The 15,765-nt window shown below is 66.0% G+C and carries 10 protein-coding genes and 1 pseudogene; 5 read left to right on the top strand and 6 right to left on the bottom strand.

Going from position 1 to position 15,765, the window contains the following annotated elements; genetic code table 11:
* Window positions 1-41: 41 nt before the first annotated feature.
* Window positions 42-1,139 (bottom strand): DNA topoisomerase IV subunit A, encoded by a 1,098-nt coding sequence (locus C2R22_RS09580; RefSeq protein WP_103425555.1) that lies wholly within the window; start codon window positions 1,137-1,139, stop codon window positions 42-44.
* On the bottom strand, window positions 1,140-3,587 hold the full coding sequence (locus C2R22_RS09575; RefSeq protein WP_103425554.1) for a DNA topoisomerase VI subunit B: 2,448 nt from the start codon (window positions 3,585-3,587) through the stop codon (window positions 1,140-1,142).
* A 329-nt stretch (window positions 3,588-3,916) separates the two neighbouring features.
* Between C2R22_RS09575 and gyrB the strand changes: the two are divergent.
* Both gyrB and gyrA read left to right on the top strand, forming a co-directional pair.
* Window positions 3,917-5,832, top strand: a pseudogene (gene gyrB, locus C2R22_RS09570) (DNA topoisomerase (ATP-hydrolyzing) subunit B).
* Window position 5,833: 1 nt separating this feature from the next.
* Window positions 5,834-8,392, top strand: coding sequence for a DNA gyrase subunit A (gyrA, locus tag C2R22_RS09565; RefSeq protein WP_103425553.1), 2,559 nt, complete (start codon window positions 5,834-5,836; stop codon window positions 8,390-8,392).
* A gap of 110 nt (window positions 8,393-8,502) precedes the next feature.
* Here the strand turns inward: gyrA and C2R22_RS09560 are convergent, their stop codons facing one another.
* Both C2R22_RS09560 and C2R22_RS26920 read right to left on the bottom strand, forming a co-directional pair.
* On the bottom strand, window positions 8,503-9,207 hold the full coding sequence (locus C2R22_RS09560; RefSeq protein WP_162562440.1) for a DUF389 domain-containing protein: 705 nt from the start codon (window positions 9,205-9,207) through the stop codon (window positions 8,503-8,505).
* Entirely contained in the window at window positions 9,108-9,842 is a 735-nt protein-coding gene (locus C2R22_RS26920; protein ID WP_103425551.1) for a DUF389 domain-containing protein, read from the bottom strand. The genes C2R22_RS09560 and C2R22_RS26920 overlap by 100 nt, the downstream gene beginning before the upstream one ends.
* Before the next feature lie 32 nt (window positions 9,843-9,874).
* Here C2R22_RS26920 and C2R22_RS26915 point away from each other — a divergent pair, with 32 nt between their 5' ends.
* Window positions 9,875-10,009 carry a hypothetical protein gene (locus tag C2R22_RS26915; protein ID WP_281259280.1) on the top strand — a complete coding sequence of 45 codons (135 nt, stop codon included), beginning with the start codon at window positions 9,875-9,877 and terminating at the stop codon, window positions 10,007-10,009.
* A gap of 152 nt (window positions 10,010-10,161) precedes the next feature.
* Here the strand turns inward: C2R22_RS26915 and rocF are convergent, their stop codons facing one another.
* Complete coding sequence (gene rocF / locus C2R22_RS09550; protein ID WP_103425550.1) at window positions 10,162-11,076, bottom strand: arginase; 915 nt, start codon at window positions 11,074-11,076, stop codon at window positions 10,162-10,164.
* 178 nt (window positions 11,077-11,254) lie between these two features.
* Here rocF and C2R22_RS09545 point away from each other — a divergent pair, with 178 nt between their 5' ends.
* Both C2R22_RS09545 and C2R22_RS09540 read left to right on the top strand, forming a co-directional pair.
* Window positions 11,255-11,788: an Rrf2 family transcriptional regulator gene (locus C2R22_RS09545; protein WP_103425549.1), complete on the top strand. Its 534-nt coding sequence runs from the start codon at window positions 11,255-11,257 to the stop codon at window positions 11,786-11,788.
* A gap of 224 nt (window positions 11,789-12,012) precedes the next feature.
* Window positions 12,013-13,773 (top strand): PGF-pre-PGF domain-containing protein, encoded by a 1,761-nt coding sequence (locus C2R22_RS09540; RefSeq protein WP_103425548.1) that lies wholly within the window; start codon window positions 12,013-12,015, stop codon window positions 13,771-13,773.
* Between the two features lie 163 nt (window positions 13,774-13,936).
* Here C2R22_RS09540 and C2R22_RS09535 read toward each other — a convergent pair whose 3' ends face one another.
* Window positions 13,937-15,577 (bottom strand): sensor histidine kinase, encoded by a 1,641-nt coding sequence (locus tag C2R22_RS09535; protein ID WP_103425547.1) that lies wholly within the window; start codon window positions 15,575-15,577, stop codon window positions 13,937-13,939.
* Window positions 15,578-15,765: the final 188 nt, after the last annotated feature.

Below are 15,765 nucleotides of genomic sequence, written 5' to 3'. Positions count from 1 at the left end.
CGAACGGACGGCCGAACCACCACACGGGAGACGCGACGGCTTCAGATGACGCCCATCGCGTCGAGCCGTTCGGGGAGGTACGTATCCGTCACGAAGTCCAGCCCGCGGGAGGCGAGCGCCTGCTGTTCGGCCTTCTTTCCGATGTCGAGTTGGAGTTCGATCTGTTCCTCCCAGTAGTCGGTCATGAACCGCGGGTCGTCGAGTTCGGACTGGAGGGCGTTTATGTCGGAGTCCGAGAGCGGGTCGGTCGGGAGGTCGTAGTCGACGATGTCCTGCGGCTGGATGCCGATGAACTCGGCCTCGGGGGTGGCGAGGTACTCCGAGAGGTGCGCGGACTTGATCGACCCGTACGCGACGGAACCGAAGATGCGGTAGCTCCAGGGGTCGCCGTCGGTAAAGACCACCACGGGGACATCGAGTTCGTCGTGAAGGCGCTTGGTGATGCGGCGAGTCGCCCGCGCGGGCTGACCCTTGAGGTGCACGACCAGCACGTTGTACGCATCGTCGAAGCCGTTCTCGACCAGTCGGTCGCGCATCCCGCCGGTCTCCACGCAGAGGACGAAGTCGATGTCGTGTTCGAGGAACTCGATGGTGTCGGGGTTGTTCGGGATCTGATACCCGCCCTCGCCGACGTCCTCCTGGCAGTGGATCTCGCGCTCGCCGCGGCGGGTCTGTTCTCTGAGCTTCAGCGGCCCCATCAGCGTCGCGCCCGACTCCTCGGGCCGCATGTGGAAGTCCTCGCGGGTGACGTGCGAGACGATTTCGAGGTCCTCGACCAGTTGGTTGGACTCGTCCTGGTCGGAGAAGTGCGCCTCCTCGGAGTCCCACGACTCGGAGAGGTAGTACAGCTCACGCAGGGTCGACGAGCGTCCCTCGTCGAGTTGGCGGGCGAGGAACTCGATGGTGTACGCCGCTTTGAGCAGCTTTCGGGCGCCGCGCACCGAGTTCGCCGAGCGCGACGAGGTGCGGTCGCCGTACTTCCACACCTTCGACTCCTCGTCGTACTCGATGTTGCTCTTCGTCCGGGTGGGGAGCGTCATCTCGGGGACCTCCCCGCCCTCGAACTGGTCGTAGAACTCCGCCGCGAGGTCGATGAGGCGCTCGCGCGCCAGGTCGTCTTTGAGTTTCGTCTGGGACATTTACGTATTGATGGTGAGTTTCTCCGCCTCGACGCCGTCGACGGCGATGTCGAAGTCGGTGTCTGCGGGGAGCGTGTAGCTCAACTCCGCTGTCTCGCCCGCCGGGACCGACGGGGACCACTTCACGAACCACTCGCCGTCGAGGTCGACCACCTGGGCGTCGCCGTTGACGCCCGAGGGTTCGGCGGCGAGGATGTCGGTTATCTCGGGCTGTTCGCTCCGCCCGGAGTAGTTCTCGACGACGAGGGTCACGGTGTCACCCTCGACCACGCGCTCGACGCTGACGTTGTTCATGATCCGAGCGAGCGCACCGTCGATGTTCGGGCGCTCTCGGCCAGTCACCTCCGAGAGCTTGTCGGCCATCTCGGGGAGGATTTTCCCCAGGACCTCCTGCTTCTTGCGGCGCTTCTGCATCGACCGCCGGCGGTTGAGGTACGATTTGAGTTCGCGAGCGGCCTCTCGGATGGCCAGTTCCACCTCGTCCTCGATGGCCGGGACGTTGGCGACGGCGTCCTTCGACTCGCTGGTGAAGGGGACGTTCGTCGAGGCGACGTGGACCGCGATGACCGCGGGGCCGTTCGGGATGCCGGAACCGCCGGGCTGGTCCAGGCCGTAGTTGCGCCAGCCGATGTTCTTGACGACGCCCGTGATGGCGCAGGCGCCCTGCTGGTAGACGAGGGGCACGCGGTTGGCGAAGCGCAGGAGGTCGACAGAGCCTTCGGAGGCGAGGTCGCCCCCGTAGGCGATGCCCGCCTCGACGACGAACGGGTCGCCGGCGTGGACCTCGGCGTCCCTCGTCGCGGCGGCGTAGAAGTCGGCGTCGAACACCTCGCGGAGGCCGGCCTCGATGAGGTCCGCTGAGATGGGCGACAGGCACGTCGTCGGGGGCGCGAGGATGTCCGTCTCCCGCATCGCCTCCAGCAGGGCCCGCGCGCAGTCGCGGTCGTCGACTATCTCCTTCACCTTCGGGGGGTCGTCCGGGACGGTCCGAGCACTCGACCAGAGCGCCTCGATCACGTTCTCTCGGGCCGTCTCGCCGAACGTGACCTCGTCGTACTCGACGGTGTCGTCCGCGGCACCGTTCACCAGGTCGGCGAGGGCGCGGTGGGTGAGACGGTGGCGACCGTCGTCCAGTCCCGAGACGTTTCGAGCGAGGCGTTCGGCCATCCCCTGCTTCGTCGCGTCGTCCTTCCGGGTGGAAGTGACCCCGTCGACGACGGCGTAGAGGTCCGCGGTCAGTCGCCCGTATCCGGCGTCGTCCTCCACGTCGTCACCGTCTTCCTCCCCGGGCCCGGTCACGGCCGCCCAGAGCGCCTCGACCGTGTTCTCCCGCACCGTCGGCCCGAACCGGGTGCCGGAATCGGCCTCGACCTCGTCGGCACAGGTGGCGACGACCTCTCTCACTTCGTGGTGTGCGACCCGCTCGCGGTTCGAGAGCACGTCGGAGACCCGGCGGGCGAAGTCGGCCGTCGCAGAGGCGCCCTTGTTGGCGACCGCCCCCTCGACGACGCTCGTGAGGTCGACACCGTCGTGAGCCTGGGGAGGCGTCCACGACAGTTCGCGCCCGAAGTGACGGTCGCGGAAGTTGTCGATGACCTTGTCGGCGGTCTTCTTGCCCACCCGGGTGAACTCCTCCTGGAGGAACCCCGAGGCGGAGTACGACTCCGTCGCGGCGAGCATCTTCCGCAGCGTGCCGAGTTCGACACCGTGCGGATGGGGGCGAATCTCCTCGGTCGGGTCCGGGAGCTGATCGGTCGCCCGCTCGTACTTCATCGGCTCTTCCAGCCCGGGTTCGCGGAGTTCGATGCGCGCGTGGGGGTTGACGACGGCCGTGTGGCGGATGTAGTCGTGGAGTTGCCCCCGGGCGCGCATGTTCGCCTCCATCTCCAGTTCGATGCGCGTCCCGTGCGAGCGGTCCCAGGAGGTCTCCCGGGACTCTTTGATCTCGGGCTCGTTCGTGTCCGTATCGATGATGAGTTCGAAGTACTGTGCCTCCGGCTTGCCCTGCGTTCGGCTGGTGATCTTCGCGGGTTTGCCCGAGGTCAGCTGCGAGTACAGCACCGCCGCGGAGATACCGATCCCCTGCTGACCGCGGGACTGCTCGCGGGCGTGGAAGCGAGAGCCGTAGAGGAGCTTCCCGAAGACCTTGGGGACCTGTTCTTTCGTGATGCCGGGGCCGTTGTCCTCGACCACCAGCCGGAGGTAGTCGTCCACTTCCCTGATTTCGACGTAGATGTCGGGCAGAATGCCGGCCTCCTCGGTCGCGTCGAGAGCGTTGTCGACCGCCTCCTTGACGGCGGTGACGAGCCCCCTGGCGCCCGAGTCGAACCCGAGCATGTGCTTGTTCTTCTCGAAGAACTCGGCGATGGAGATCTCACGCTGGCCCTTGGCCAGCTCCTCGGCGATACCCTCGTCTCCCTCGCCGAGTGTCGACTGTATCGAGGTCATCGTCTGTCCACCAGTTCCGTACCGACGGTTAAGAACTCTCCGCTGGTACGGTGAAAGTGAAATCGCGAGTTACACACCGTCGGAGCCCAGTCGTCGGACGGTTCGTCGCGGCACCCTGGCACGTGGTACCGGGTAGCGTACAGGGGAGCCGATGGCTCGCACGGGGACAGGGTTATCCCGCCGCGCCGAGTTACCCCGAGCGGGAGAAGACGAAGATATCTTGGCCGTTCGCGGCCATCGTTTTCGTTCTTGCGAATGCTACTTCATGTAGTCGCACGCGCGCGTGCGAGGGTTTAAGCAACACCGAATCGTAGCAACGTTCAGATTCTATGTCAGGCGAAACCGAATACGGAGCCGACCAGATCCAGGCTCTCGAGGATCTGGAACCGGTCCGACAACGACCGGGGATGTTCATCGGCTCGACGGGGCCGCGGGGCCTCCACCATCTGGTCTACGAGGTCGTCGACAACTCGATCGACGAGGCGCTCGCGGGCTACTGTGACGACATCGAGGTCACCCTCCACGATGACGGTTCGGTGAGCGTCACGGACAACGGGCGCGGCATTCCGGTCGACACCCACAAGAAGTACGACCGGCCGGCCGTGGAGGTCGTGATGACCGTCCTCCACGCCGGGGGGAAGTTCAACAAGGACTCGTACTCCGTCTCCGGGGGCTCCACGGCGTCGGCGTCTCCGTCGTGAACGCGCTCTCGAAGTGGCTCGAAGTGGAGGTCAGACGCGACGGCGGCGTCTGGACACACCGCTTCGACCACGGCATCCCCGAGGAGGGGGCCTTCGAGCGGGTCCGCGACCTCGCGCCCGACGAGGAGACGGGCACGACGGTCCGCTTCTGGCCCGACGGCGAGATATTCGAGACGACCGACTTCGACTACGACACCATCGCCAACCGACTCCGCGAACTCGCCTTTCTCAACTCCGGCGTCCGCATCTCTATCGAGGACGAACCGTCGGGCGAGTCCGACGTCTTCGAGTACGAGGGCGGGATCAGGGCGTTCGTCGGCTACATCAACGAGACCAAGACGACGCTCCACGACGACATCATCTACTACGAGGACGAACAGGAGGGAATCCACGTCGAGGTGGCGATCCAGGCGACAGACGAGGTGCAGCCGTCGATCCACGCCTTCGCGAACAACATCAACACGCGCGAGGGCGGCACCCACCTGACGGGGTTCAAGACGGCCCTCACGCGGACAGTCAACGACTACGCCGAGCGCCACGACATGCTCTCGGACCTCGACTCTACCCTCAAGGGAGAGGACGTCCGCGAGGGACTCACGGCCGTCCTCTCGGTGAAACATCCCGACCCACAGTTCGAGGGGCAGACGAAGACGAAGCTCGGGAACTCGGAAGTCAGAGGCATCACCGAGACGGTCACGAACGACAAACTCGGCACCTACTTCGAGGAACACCCCGACGTCGCCCAGTCCATCGTGATGAAGGCCGTCGAGGCTGCGAAGGCACGGATGGCCGCGAAGAAGGCCAAGGAACTCACCCGGCGGAAGTCGGCGCTCGAATCGACGGCGCTCCCGGGGAAACTGGCCGACTGTCAGAACCGCGACCCGAGCGAATCGGAACTGTTCATCGTCGAGGGCGACTCCGCCGGGGGAAGCGCGAAACAGGGACGTGACCGCTCGTTCCAGGCGATCCTCCCCCTCAGAGGGAAGATACTGAACGTGGAGAAGCACCGCCTCGACCGCATCCTCGAGAACGAGGAGATTCGCGCGCTCATCACGGCCATCGGGGCGGGCGTCGGCGAGGACTTCTCCGTCGAGGACGCGCGCTACCACCGGGTCATCATCATGACGGACGCCGACGTCGACGGCGCGCACATCCGGACCCTCCTCCTGACGCTCCTCTACCGGTACATGCGTCCGCTCATCGAGGCGGGGTACGTCTACGCCGCCAAACCGCCGCTGTATCGGGTTCGGTACCGAGGAGAGACGTACGACGCGATGACGGAGGCCGAACGGGACCGCATCGTCGAGGAGAACTGCAACGGGAACCCGACGCAGGTCCAGCGCTTCAAGGGCCTCGGCGAGATGAACCCCGACCAGCTCTGGGAGACGACGATGAACCCCGAGAACCGAGTCCTGAAGCAGATCACGGTCGACGACGCCGCCGCCGCGGACCGGATGTTCAACGTGCTGATGGGCGACGCGGTCGAGCCGCGCAAGCAGTTCATCAAGGAACACGCGACGGACGCCGAGTGGGTGGACATCTGAGATGAGTTCCGATTCCGATCCCAAGATCGCCGCACAGGTCGAGAACGCTCGCATCGAGCAGGAGATGGAGCAGTCGTACATCGACTACGCCATGTCCGTCATCGCGGGGAGGGCGCTGCCGGACGTCCGCGACGGACTGAAGCCGGTCCACCGGCGCATCCTCTACGCGATGCACCAGGCGGGCATCTCCTCGGGCTCCTCCCACCGGAAGTCCTCCTCCATCGTCGGCGAGACGATGGGTGACTACCACCCCCACGGCGACTCCGCCATCTACGACACCTTGACGAGGATGGCACAGGACTTCTCGATGCGCTATCCCCTCGTGGACGGGCAGGGGAACTTCGGCTCCGTCGACGGCGACCCCGCCGCGGCGATGCGATACACGGAGGCGCGGATGTCGTCTATCGCCGAGGAACTCTTGGAGGACATCGAGAAGGACACGGTCGACTTCCAGTCGAACTACGACGACCGCACGGAGGAACCCACCGTCCTGCCGGCGGCGTTCCCGAACCTGCTCGTCAACGGTTCGTCGGGTATCGCCGTCGGGATGTCGACGAACATCCCGCCACACAACCTCGGTGAAGTCATCGACGCCACCGTCAAACTCATCGACGACCCCGACTGCGGCGTCGAGGACCTCGTCGACACCCGCGACGGCCGTGGCAACGGTTCCGACGGCCCGGTCAAGGGGCCGGACTTCCCGACGGGCGCGAACATCGTCGGCAAGAACGCGGTCCACAAGGCGTACACCACGGGCCGCGGCCGTATTCGCGTTCGGGCGGACTTCGAGGTCACCGAGGAGCGAATCGTCCTCAACGAACTTCCCTACCAGGAGAACAAGGCGCGGCTCATCAAGCGCATCGCCGACGACGTCAACGACGGCTCCCTCGAAGGGATTCGAGACATCCGCGACGAATCCGACCGCGATGGCATCCGCGTCGTCATCGAACTCAAGCGCAACGCCGACCCCCAACTCGTCAAGAACCACCTGCTCTCCTCGCACCTGGAGTCGACGTTCGGCGTCATCAACCTCGCCCTGGTCGACGGCGAGCCCAGGGTGTTGGACCTCAAGCAGACGCTCGTCGAGTACCTCGAACACCGAAAGGAGGTCGTTCGCCGACGCTCCGAGTACGACCTCGCCGAGGCCGAAGACCGCGCGCACATCCTCGAAGGGCGGCTCACGGCGCTCGAACACGTCGACAGCGTGGTCGACATCATCCGCGACGCCGACGACCGCGACGGCGCGAAGGCGGCCCTTCGGGAAGCGTACGGCTTCTCCGAGGCGCAAGTCGACCACATCGTCTCGATGCAACTCGGCTCGCTGACGTCGATGGAGACGGAAGCCATCGAGACCGAGTACGAGGAGGTCCAAGCCACCATCGAGCGCCTGGAGACGATTCTGGGCGACGAGTCCGAACTGCTCGGCGTCATCGAGGAGGAACTGCTCGAAATCAAGGACCGGTACGGCGACGACCGCCGGACGAACTTCGTCGAGAACGACGGTGAAGTAACGCGAGAGGACCTCGTTCCCGAGGAGGACGTGGTCGTCGTCGTCACCGAGGACGACTACGTGAAACAGATGCCGCTGTCGTGGTTCCGGGCCCAGCGCCGCGGCGGCAAGGGTATCATCGGCAGCGAACTGAAACAGGGTGACAAGGTCGCGAGCGTCTTCGTCGCCAACACCCACGACTACCTGCTCTGCTTCACCGACCGCGGACAGGTGTACAAGCTGAAGACGTACCAACTCCCGCGGCCGGAGACGCGCTACACCCGGGGGAGCGCGCTCGTCAACTACCTCGACCTCGACGCGGGCGAGGAGATTCAGGCCGTCGTGAACTGCGACGACCTGGAGGTGAACGACGACGATGACGAGGGTGACGAGAAGTTCCTGACGATGGTCACCCGAGGCGGGAGAGTCAAGCGGACGAACGTCGACCGCTTCCAGAACATCCTCTCGACCGGGATTCGAGCCATCACCCTCGAAGAGGGCGACGAACTCGCCGACGTCGAGGTAACGGACGGGAGACACGACCTCATCGTCTCTTCCGAACGGGGGATGAGCATCCGCTTCGACGAGGAGGAGGTCCGCGCGATGGGACGCAGCGCACGCGGCGTCGGCGGTATCGACCTCAGAGAGGGCGACCGGGTCGCCGGACTCGCGGCCGTCGACGAGGGGCGCCACGACTGGACGCTCACCGTCACGCGGAACGGCTACGGCAAGCGGACGAAGATCGCCGACTACCGCAAGCAGTCACGCAACGGCAAGGGGCTCATCGACATCAAGACCGAGGGGAGAAACGGTCCCGTCTGCACCATCGAGACCGTCGGTCGCGGCGACCACATCGTCGTGATGAGCGAGAAGGGCCAGATCATCCGGACGGCCGTCGACGACCTCTCCGTCATCAGCCGAAACACCAAGGGCGTGACGGTGATGGACGTCGAGGACGGGGACGCCGTCGGCGCCGTCTCGGTCGTCCCGGCCGCGGTGGCGCAGGCGAGCGACGACGACGGGGATGGGGACAAGGACGGAGATGGCGACGAGTCGGCCGCTGAACAGTAGACGAGAGGGACGACTCTCGGCCTCGGATCGAACGCGATTCGACCGTGTTCCCGGCCGCGTTCGCACACCGCTGTTCTTCCCGTCACCGCTCTGACCGGGGAATCGACCGGCTACCTCGGAACGACCCGCTCCCGCGCGGCGCCGACCGGAACACCGACTGCGCGCGACGGGTCGGTCACGCGGGCAGGGCTAGTGTAGGGGACGTGTTTGACGCGGACCGTGACCGGCGACCCGGTTCGGGATTCGAGTTCGGTCTTCAGCCTGTCGGAGAGTTCCGGGTACGACCGGCCGACCGGGCGCTCGACAGTAACCGTCACCTCGTGTGGTCGGTCGAACAGTAGCGGGTTCGTGTACGGTGTCGAGACGCCTGTGAGGAAGACCCGGTCGTAGGCCGGTCGGTCGAGCACCGTCTCGACGCCGGCGTTCACGTCGCGTTCGTACCGCATCTGCGCGCCGGTCGCGGCGACCGCCGCGACGAGTACCGCGACGACAAGGAGCGCCGCGACGACGGTCGTGCGGTCCCAGGTCGGCGACCGCATCAAGAAGTAGGCGTCGGAGCGGTAACCGACGAGGAGAAGCGTCGCCACGATGCTCACGTTGACGGCGACGAGCGTGGCGACGAGGAGCAGGAGGGCACCGACCGTGAGGACGGGATCGCTCCACGCGATGCCGATCCCGACGACGCCGGCCGCCGGAACGAGCGCCGCGGCGATCATCACGCCGATGATCGAGATCGGTCCGTTAGTGGTGAGTCCGATCGCGGCCGCCGCGCCGCCCGCGACACCGATGAGCAGGGCGACGAACCCCGGCGCCATCCGGAGCGTGACGAGTTCGAGCGACATCGGGTCGAGCGAGGGGTGACGATGCCGAGTGCGCGGAACGAGACGGTCACGACGGCGGCGCCGACGATGCCCACCGCGATGCCGACGACCTGCTGGCGGAGACTCGCGGTGAGCATCGCCCGATCGCCCGTGACGGTTCCGACACCGGCGGTGAGCATCGGACCGACGAGCGGCGCGATGACCATCGAACCGACGACGACCGCGGGCGAGTCGATGAGGAGGCCCGCCGCCGCGATGACGGCGCTCAAGAGCACGAGGACGACGTACGAGAGGGTATCGTGGCTCATGTCCTGCGCCTTCGACCGGAGCGAGAACGGGGCGAGCGGGGTGTAATCCTGCGAGTACTCCCGTCGGAGCCCTTCGAGTCCGGGCGTCATCGCGGTCTCGGCGGTGTCGATGACGGTGTAGGCGTCGGTGTCGACGCCGGCGGCGTCGAGTTCCGAGAGGACGGGTTCGACGGCGTTCGTCGGCAGCGGGAACTGGACGAGCGTGCGGTCGGCCTGTGCCGCGCTCGAACCGCTCGTCGCGTAGTCGATACCGAGGTCGTCGAGCGTGTCGTACACCGCTTGGCTCCGGTCGTCCGGAACGAACAGATGGATGAGACGCACAGGGTTCGTACAGGTGGAGGGCGGAAAAGGAGATGGCACGGAAGTGCAAACGTCGCGCGCGGACGGCCGGCGGGAACGTCCGGATATCGATGGTGCTCTGGGAGCACCCGGTGGTCGTCACGACCGAGGCGGTCCGCGTGTTCGACCCGTCGTCCCGCAACAGGTGACCGGTCCGGGTCTCGCTCCGACCGCACGACTTCGTGCGGTCGGTACCGAACTGATACTGTCGACCGCGTCCGTGTGAGGGTTCCGGCGTCCCGGGGTGCCGAACGCTTTCACCGACTCACAGCCGACCGGATGGTTGACAGCGGCTCCCGTCTCACAGCACCCGCTTTCCGAACGCGCTCGCCGCGAGTTCGACCGCGAGAGCGGCCGTCTCGTTGTGCTGGTCGAGGACGGGATTGACCTCGACGAGTTCCATCGACCGGAGGTCGCCGCTCCGTGCGACGGCCTCCATCGCGAGGTGTGCCTCGCGGTAGGTGACGCCGCCGCGGACGGGCGTTCCCACCCCTGGTGCGACCGTCGGGTCGAGCCAGTCGAGGTCGAGCGAGACGTGGATGCCGTCGGTTCCGTCGGTGGCGACGTCGAGCGCGTCCGCGACCACGCTCGCGATGCCGCGTTCGTCGATAGCGGACATGGTGAACGCCGTCACATCCGAGTCGCGGATGGCGTCGCGTTCGTCGCCGTCGAGCGACCGGAGGCCGACGATGGCGACGTTCGAGTCGTCGAGGCCGAGCGCGTTCGCCCAGTCGTACGCGCCCTCGGAGAAGTCGCCGATGCCGAGCGCGGCCGCGAGCGGCATGCCGTGGACGTTTCCGCTCGGTGAGGTGGTCGGGGTGTTCATGTCGCCGTGCGCGTCGAACCAGATGGCGCCGATCCGCGCGTCGCGTGCCGACCCGGCGAGCGACCCGATGGCGATGGAGTGGTCGCCGCCGAGCGCGAGCGGGGTCGCGCCCGCGTCGATGCTCTCGGCGACACGGTCGGCGAGGGCGGTGCACACCTCTCGGGTCTCGCGGAGGAACTGCGCCGTGCCCGCCGGTGGCTCCTCGGTGTCGGGGTCGCGCTCTTCCATCCGCGGGACGGGGAGGTCACCCTCGTCGAGAGGGACGACGCCGGCGACTTCGAGTTCGGACGCGAGGTCGGCGTATCTGATGGCGGACGGTCCCATGTCGACCCCGCGACGGTTGGCCCCGTAGTCGGTCGGCGCACCGAGGATTCGGACACGACGTGGCATGCACGAACCGTGAGCGAGTCATCAAAAAGCCGTTGCGGTCGCCGGAGCGTCGTGGACGACCCGAGAGAGATGCAACCAGGGATGTGGTATGTGAAAAAAGGGCACAGCAGCGGTGTCGAGCCGAGTCCGTGCTAGTCTATCCATCGAATTTAAGGAGGCCACCCACGAAGTACTCACTATGTCATCAATCGAGCTTACGTCGAGTCAGAAGACCATTCTGACTGCACTCATCAACCTCTACCGGGAGTCCGAGAGCGCGGTGAAAGGCGAAGACATCGCCGAGGAAGTGAACCGTAACCCGGGAACGATCCGCAACCAGATGCAGAGCCTGAAAGCGCTCCAGTTGGTCGAGGGCGTACCGGGGCCGAAAGGTGGCTACAAACCGACCGCGAACGCGTACGAGGCGCTCGACGTCGACCAGATGGACGAGCCGGCGTCGGTTCCCCTGTTCCACAACGACGAGCAGGTCGAAGGCGTCAACGTCGACGAAATCGACCTCTCCAGCGTTCACCACCCCGAACTGTGCCGCGCCGAGATTCACGTGCAGGGCTCGGTCCGTGACTTCCACGAGGGCGACAGCATCCGAGTCGGTCCGACGCCCCTGTCGAAGCTCGTCATCCGCGGGACCGTCGACGGCAAGGACGACACGAACAACATCCTCATCCTGCAGATCGACGGGATGGAAGCACCGGTCGGCGAACCGTCCCACTGAGGACGCCTGGTCGTCGCTGTCGACCGCAGGGAGTCCTGCCAACTCTTCTCGTTCTTCTCACTGCCGCTCGCCCGCGTAGCGCCGGACACGTCAGCACGATTGAGAAAGTTTATTATCTCTTTAGAGAATATTCAATATAAGAGTATGTTCGCTACATTGGGGGAATACGGTCGGGAGAGGGGTGATATCTCATGTCATATCTGAGATTAACCGTTATGATAACGATGGTCGTCGCGTTCGCACCCGCCGCGACGATGATGACCGTCGGGGCACACGCGTCGGCGTCGGGTGACGTGTCGGCGGAGACGACTTCGCTCGCGGTCGACCAGTCCGTCGTCGAGTCGGTCGGCGTTCAGCCCGCAGGCGACAGTGGCCTGCGAGACCAAGGAGAAGAGAGCGATGACGAGGACAGTGATCGCGGGGATGGGAAGAGCAACGGGAACGGGAACGGAAACTCGGGCTCGAATGAGGACGACAGCTCCAACTCCGACTCGGACGGGGGTAGCGACTCCGATTCGGACGGGGGTAGCGACTCCGATTCGGACGGGGGTAGCGACTCCGATTCGGACGGGGGTAGCGACTCCGATTCGGACGGGGGCAGCGACTCCGAGTCGGACGAGGGCAGCGACTCCGAGTCGGACGGGAACGACGGCTCCGAGTCGGACGGGAACGACGGCTCCGAGTCGGACGGGAACGACGGCTCCGAGTCGGACGGAAGCAGCAACTCGAACTCGAACGGGAACGACGGCTCCGAGTCGAACGGGAACGGCAGTTCTAACTCCAACTCCGACGCGAAGAACGAGAGCGAAGACGAGGACACGGAAAGCAAGGGGAAAGCGAAGGGGAAGAACGAGAACACGGAAAACAAAGGTAAGGACGAAGGTAAGGCGAAAGGCAAGGACGAAGAGAAAGACGAGAACGGAAACGAGGGCAAGGCCAGAGGCAAAGGCGGCGACGTCGTCGTAACCACGCACGGCACCGTCATCTCGCGGACCGCCGGGAACGCCTCCGGGTCGAACGGGAAGGCCGCTCCGTCGGTCGACTTCACGGTGAGCAACGTCACGACCGGTCGTCCCATCTCGCTCGTGTTGTCGGAGCCGACGACTGGGAACGCAAGCGGGACTGACGGGGAGGACGCCGCGTCGAACCAGTCGATGTCGGTCGACCGACTCGACGTCACCGTCACCAACGACTCCGACTTCACGATGAACGTCACGACGGCAACCGACCCGCTCGACACGACGCCCGCGTTCGAGGGCGTCAACGGCACGGAGTCGCTGGCGCACCTGCGCGTGAACCACTCGGTCTCCGACGCCGACATCGAGAACGTCTCCTTCACGTTCAGGCTCTCACAGGAGCGACTCGCGGAGATGGAGACGGCCCCGGAGAACGTCGCGCTCTACCGGTACCACGACGGCGAGTGGACCGAGCTTCCGACCGAGGTGCTGAACGTGACGGCGGAGGGCGTCGTCTTCGAGGCGCTGTCGCCGGGGCTGTCGGAGTTCGCCGCCGGGGCGAAGCGACCGAAGTTCAAGCTCGACGGCGCGACGGTCAGCGTCGAGAAGATCACCGAGGGCGACACCATCGACGTGTACGTCACGGTGTCGAACCTCGGGAGCGCGAGCGGGCGCTTCCACGCTGACCTCATCCTCGACGACATCATCGTCGACAGCCAGGAAGTGAGCGTCGCCGCAGGCGGGGAGCGCCGTTTCACCTTCGAGCGAGCGCTCGACATGGCGGGAACGTACGAGGTCCGCGTCAACGGTCTCGTCGCGGGTGAGGTGACGGTCGAGAACGTCGAGGCCGAAAGCAACCGTGAGGCGTACGCGGACGAGACGACCCAGCGCTCGACCAGCACGCCCGGGTCGCTCACCGCGCTCGACACCGTCCGTGCCGGGGGCGTCCCCCTGTCCGCTGCCGGCGTCGCGTTCGTCGCTGTCCTCATCGTCTCCCTGCTCGCGGTCGCCCGTCGACGCACCGACTGACCACTCTTCATCCTCGTTTTCGTCCCCTCGGTTCCGTTTCTCACCCCGACAGACCGCCGTCCGTCTCGTCGTCGCAGCGGTGAGAGGGCGGTGGACGTCGAAGTGGACCTCGGCGGTGGATCACGGAGAATACGGCGCGTTTCCCTCAGAAACGGCCGACTGGTCAGCGGTCGGGGTGGTCGTACGGGGACGAGGCCGTATCGAGTTCGATCGTCACGACGGTCCCTCGCGGCTCGGCCTGCTCGACGGAGAGGTGGCCGTCGGACCCGTCGACGACCCACTGGACGAGCCAGAGACCGAGACCGCTGCCGTGGTCGAGCGCCGTCTCGTGCCCACGCTTGAGCACGTCGATCTCGTACAAGGGGATTCCCGGGCCGTTGTCGGCGACGGTGATGCGGAGGCGGTCGTCGCCGAGGAACGTGAGCGAGACGTCGACACACGCCGTCTCGGCGTCGTTGTACTCACACGCGTTCTCGCAGACGTTCCGGAGCGCGGTGTCGATGCCCGAAATCGCGGACGCGTACGCCGGAATCGGCACGTCCGTCTCGAACCGAACGGCGGGGAACTCCGTCGAGAGGCCGTCGACGGTGTCGAGGAGTATCCGCCCCACGTTGACGGGTTCGGGTTCGGTGACGTCCGCCATCAGGTCCTGGGTCTCCCTGGCCGACTGGCCGAGTTCGACGAGGGTGCTAGCCCGTTTGTGGATGATCTCGGCGAGGTTCCGTGGGTCACTCGCCTCACCCTTCCGGATCATGTCCGCGTATCCGAGGACCACGCCGAGGTCGTTGCGGAGATTGTGTCGGAGGACGCGGTTGAGTACGTCGAGTCGCTGTCTCCGTCGTTCGAGGATGCGTTCGCGTTCGGACAGTTCACGGAGCAGGTCGTCGAAGCCGTCCGCGATGTCACGCCACTCGTCGCCGCCGGACAGCGAGAGGTCGTGGTCGTACCGACCGCTGCCGGCGGCGTCGAACGCGCGCTTGAGCCGGTTCATCTGTGTGACAGTCGTCCGGTACTGCCAGCCGCCGACCACGCTCACGATGCCGAGGACGAGAATCAACCCCAGTGTCTGTGCCACCCTGACCTCGTTGAGTAGGGCGTCGAGGCTCGTCCGGTCGCGCGTGATTCGGACCGTCCAGCCGGTGGCTTCGACGCGCGCCGCTCCGGAGATGGTCCGCTCGAACGTGGGGCCCGCCCGATACAGGGTCTCGTTCCCCGCGAGCACGGTGACCGCACGATGCTCCGAGGGGAGCGGCTGAAGCGGCGTGAGGAGCGTGCTCGTGTCGATGTACACCGCCGCCGCCAGCACGCCGACCGTCTCCCCGTCGTCGACGATCGGTGCACTGATGACCGCGACGTACTCTCCCGTCGAGGCGTACTCGGGGTCCGAAACGTAGATTCGCCCGGCGAGCGCCTCCCGCACGTACGGTTCGTCACCGACGTCCGATCCGATCGTCCGCTCGCGGGACTCCGCGGTGACGTCGCCGCTGAACGCGACGACGGTCCCGTTGGCCGCGACGACCTGCGCCGCGTAGAACCGAGAGTCGTTGACGAAGCCCCGGGCGAAGCGGTCGGCCCGGTCGAACGACGACGCGTCGGGCCGTGAGGCGGCGAAGCCGACGAAGTCGCGTCGCTCCTCGACGGTCGCATCGATCTGCGCCGCGACGACAGCCGCCGTCTCCTCTGCTCTGTCGTGCTCGCGCGCCGTCGCTTGCTCCTTGTAGAGTTCGAGCCCACCGTACAGGCTCGTACCAAGGACCAGCGCCAGAATCACGAGGACCACGATGAGCTTGGTTCGGAGCCTCATCACCGTTTGTTGACTGAGCGAGGTGTGTGCGGAAGAACGTTACCGTGCTGGCCCCAAGTTTGAGAATCGGCCGCCGTCGCTGACGTGTCGCGGGAAGGAGGAGTAGTCGACGATTGGAGAGAGCGGTTGGGGGGAGGGAGATCAGCGGCCGCCGAGCCGGCCGGTCGTCACCGGTTCGGACGTGTCTG

Source organism: Salinigranum rubrum, assembly GCF_002906575.1.
Taxonomy (GTDB): domain Archaea; phylum Halobacteriota; class Halobacteria; order Halobacteriales; family Haloferacaceae; genus Salinigranum; species Salinigranum rubrum.
Note: the sequence above shows the minus strand (reverse complement) of the source record. Positions and strands in the feature narration are given on the sequence as shown.

What these genes read in the sequence shown, in the direction of transcription:
- C2R22_RS09580 (WP_103425555.1), bottom strand. Translation starts at nt 1,139, where the DNA reads ATGTCCCAGACGAAACTCAAAGACGACCTGGCGCGCGAGCGCCTCATC.
- C2R22_RS09575 (WP_103425554.1), bottom strand. Translation starts at nt 3,587, where the DNA reads ATGACCTCGATACAGTCGACACTCGGCGAGGGAGACGAGGGTATCGCC.
- gyrA (WP_103425553.1), top strand. Translation starts at nt 5,834, where the DNA reads ATGAGTTCCGATTCCGATCCCAAGATCGCCGCACAGGTCGAGAACGCT.
- C2R22_RS09560 (WP_162562440.1), bottom strand. Translation starts at nt 9,207, where the DNA reads ATGGCGCCGGGGTTCGTCGCCCTGCTCATCGGTGTCGCGGGCGGCGCG.
- C2R22_RS26915 (WP_281259280.1), top strand. Translation starts at nt 9,875, where the DNA reads ATGGCACGGAAGTGCAAACGTCGCGCGCGGACGGCCGGCGGGAACGTC.
- rocF (WP_103425550.1), bottom strand. Translation starts at nt 11,076, where the DNA reads ATGCCACGTCGTGTCCGAATCCTCGGTGCGCCGACCGACTACGGGGCC.
- C2R22_RS09545 (WP_103425549.1), top strand. Translation starts at nt 11,255, where the DNA reads ATGTCATCAATCGAGCTTACGTCGAGTCAGAAGACCATTCTGACTGCA.
- C2R22_RS09540 (WP_103425548.1), top strand. Translation starts at nt 12,013, where the DNA reads ATGGTCGTCGCGTTCGCACCCGCCGCGACGATGATGACCGTCGGGGCA.
- C2R22_RS09535 (WP_103425547.1), bottom strand. Translation starts at nt 15,577, where the DNA reads ATGAGGCTCCGAACCAAGCTCATCGTGGTCCTCGTGATTCTGGCGCTG.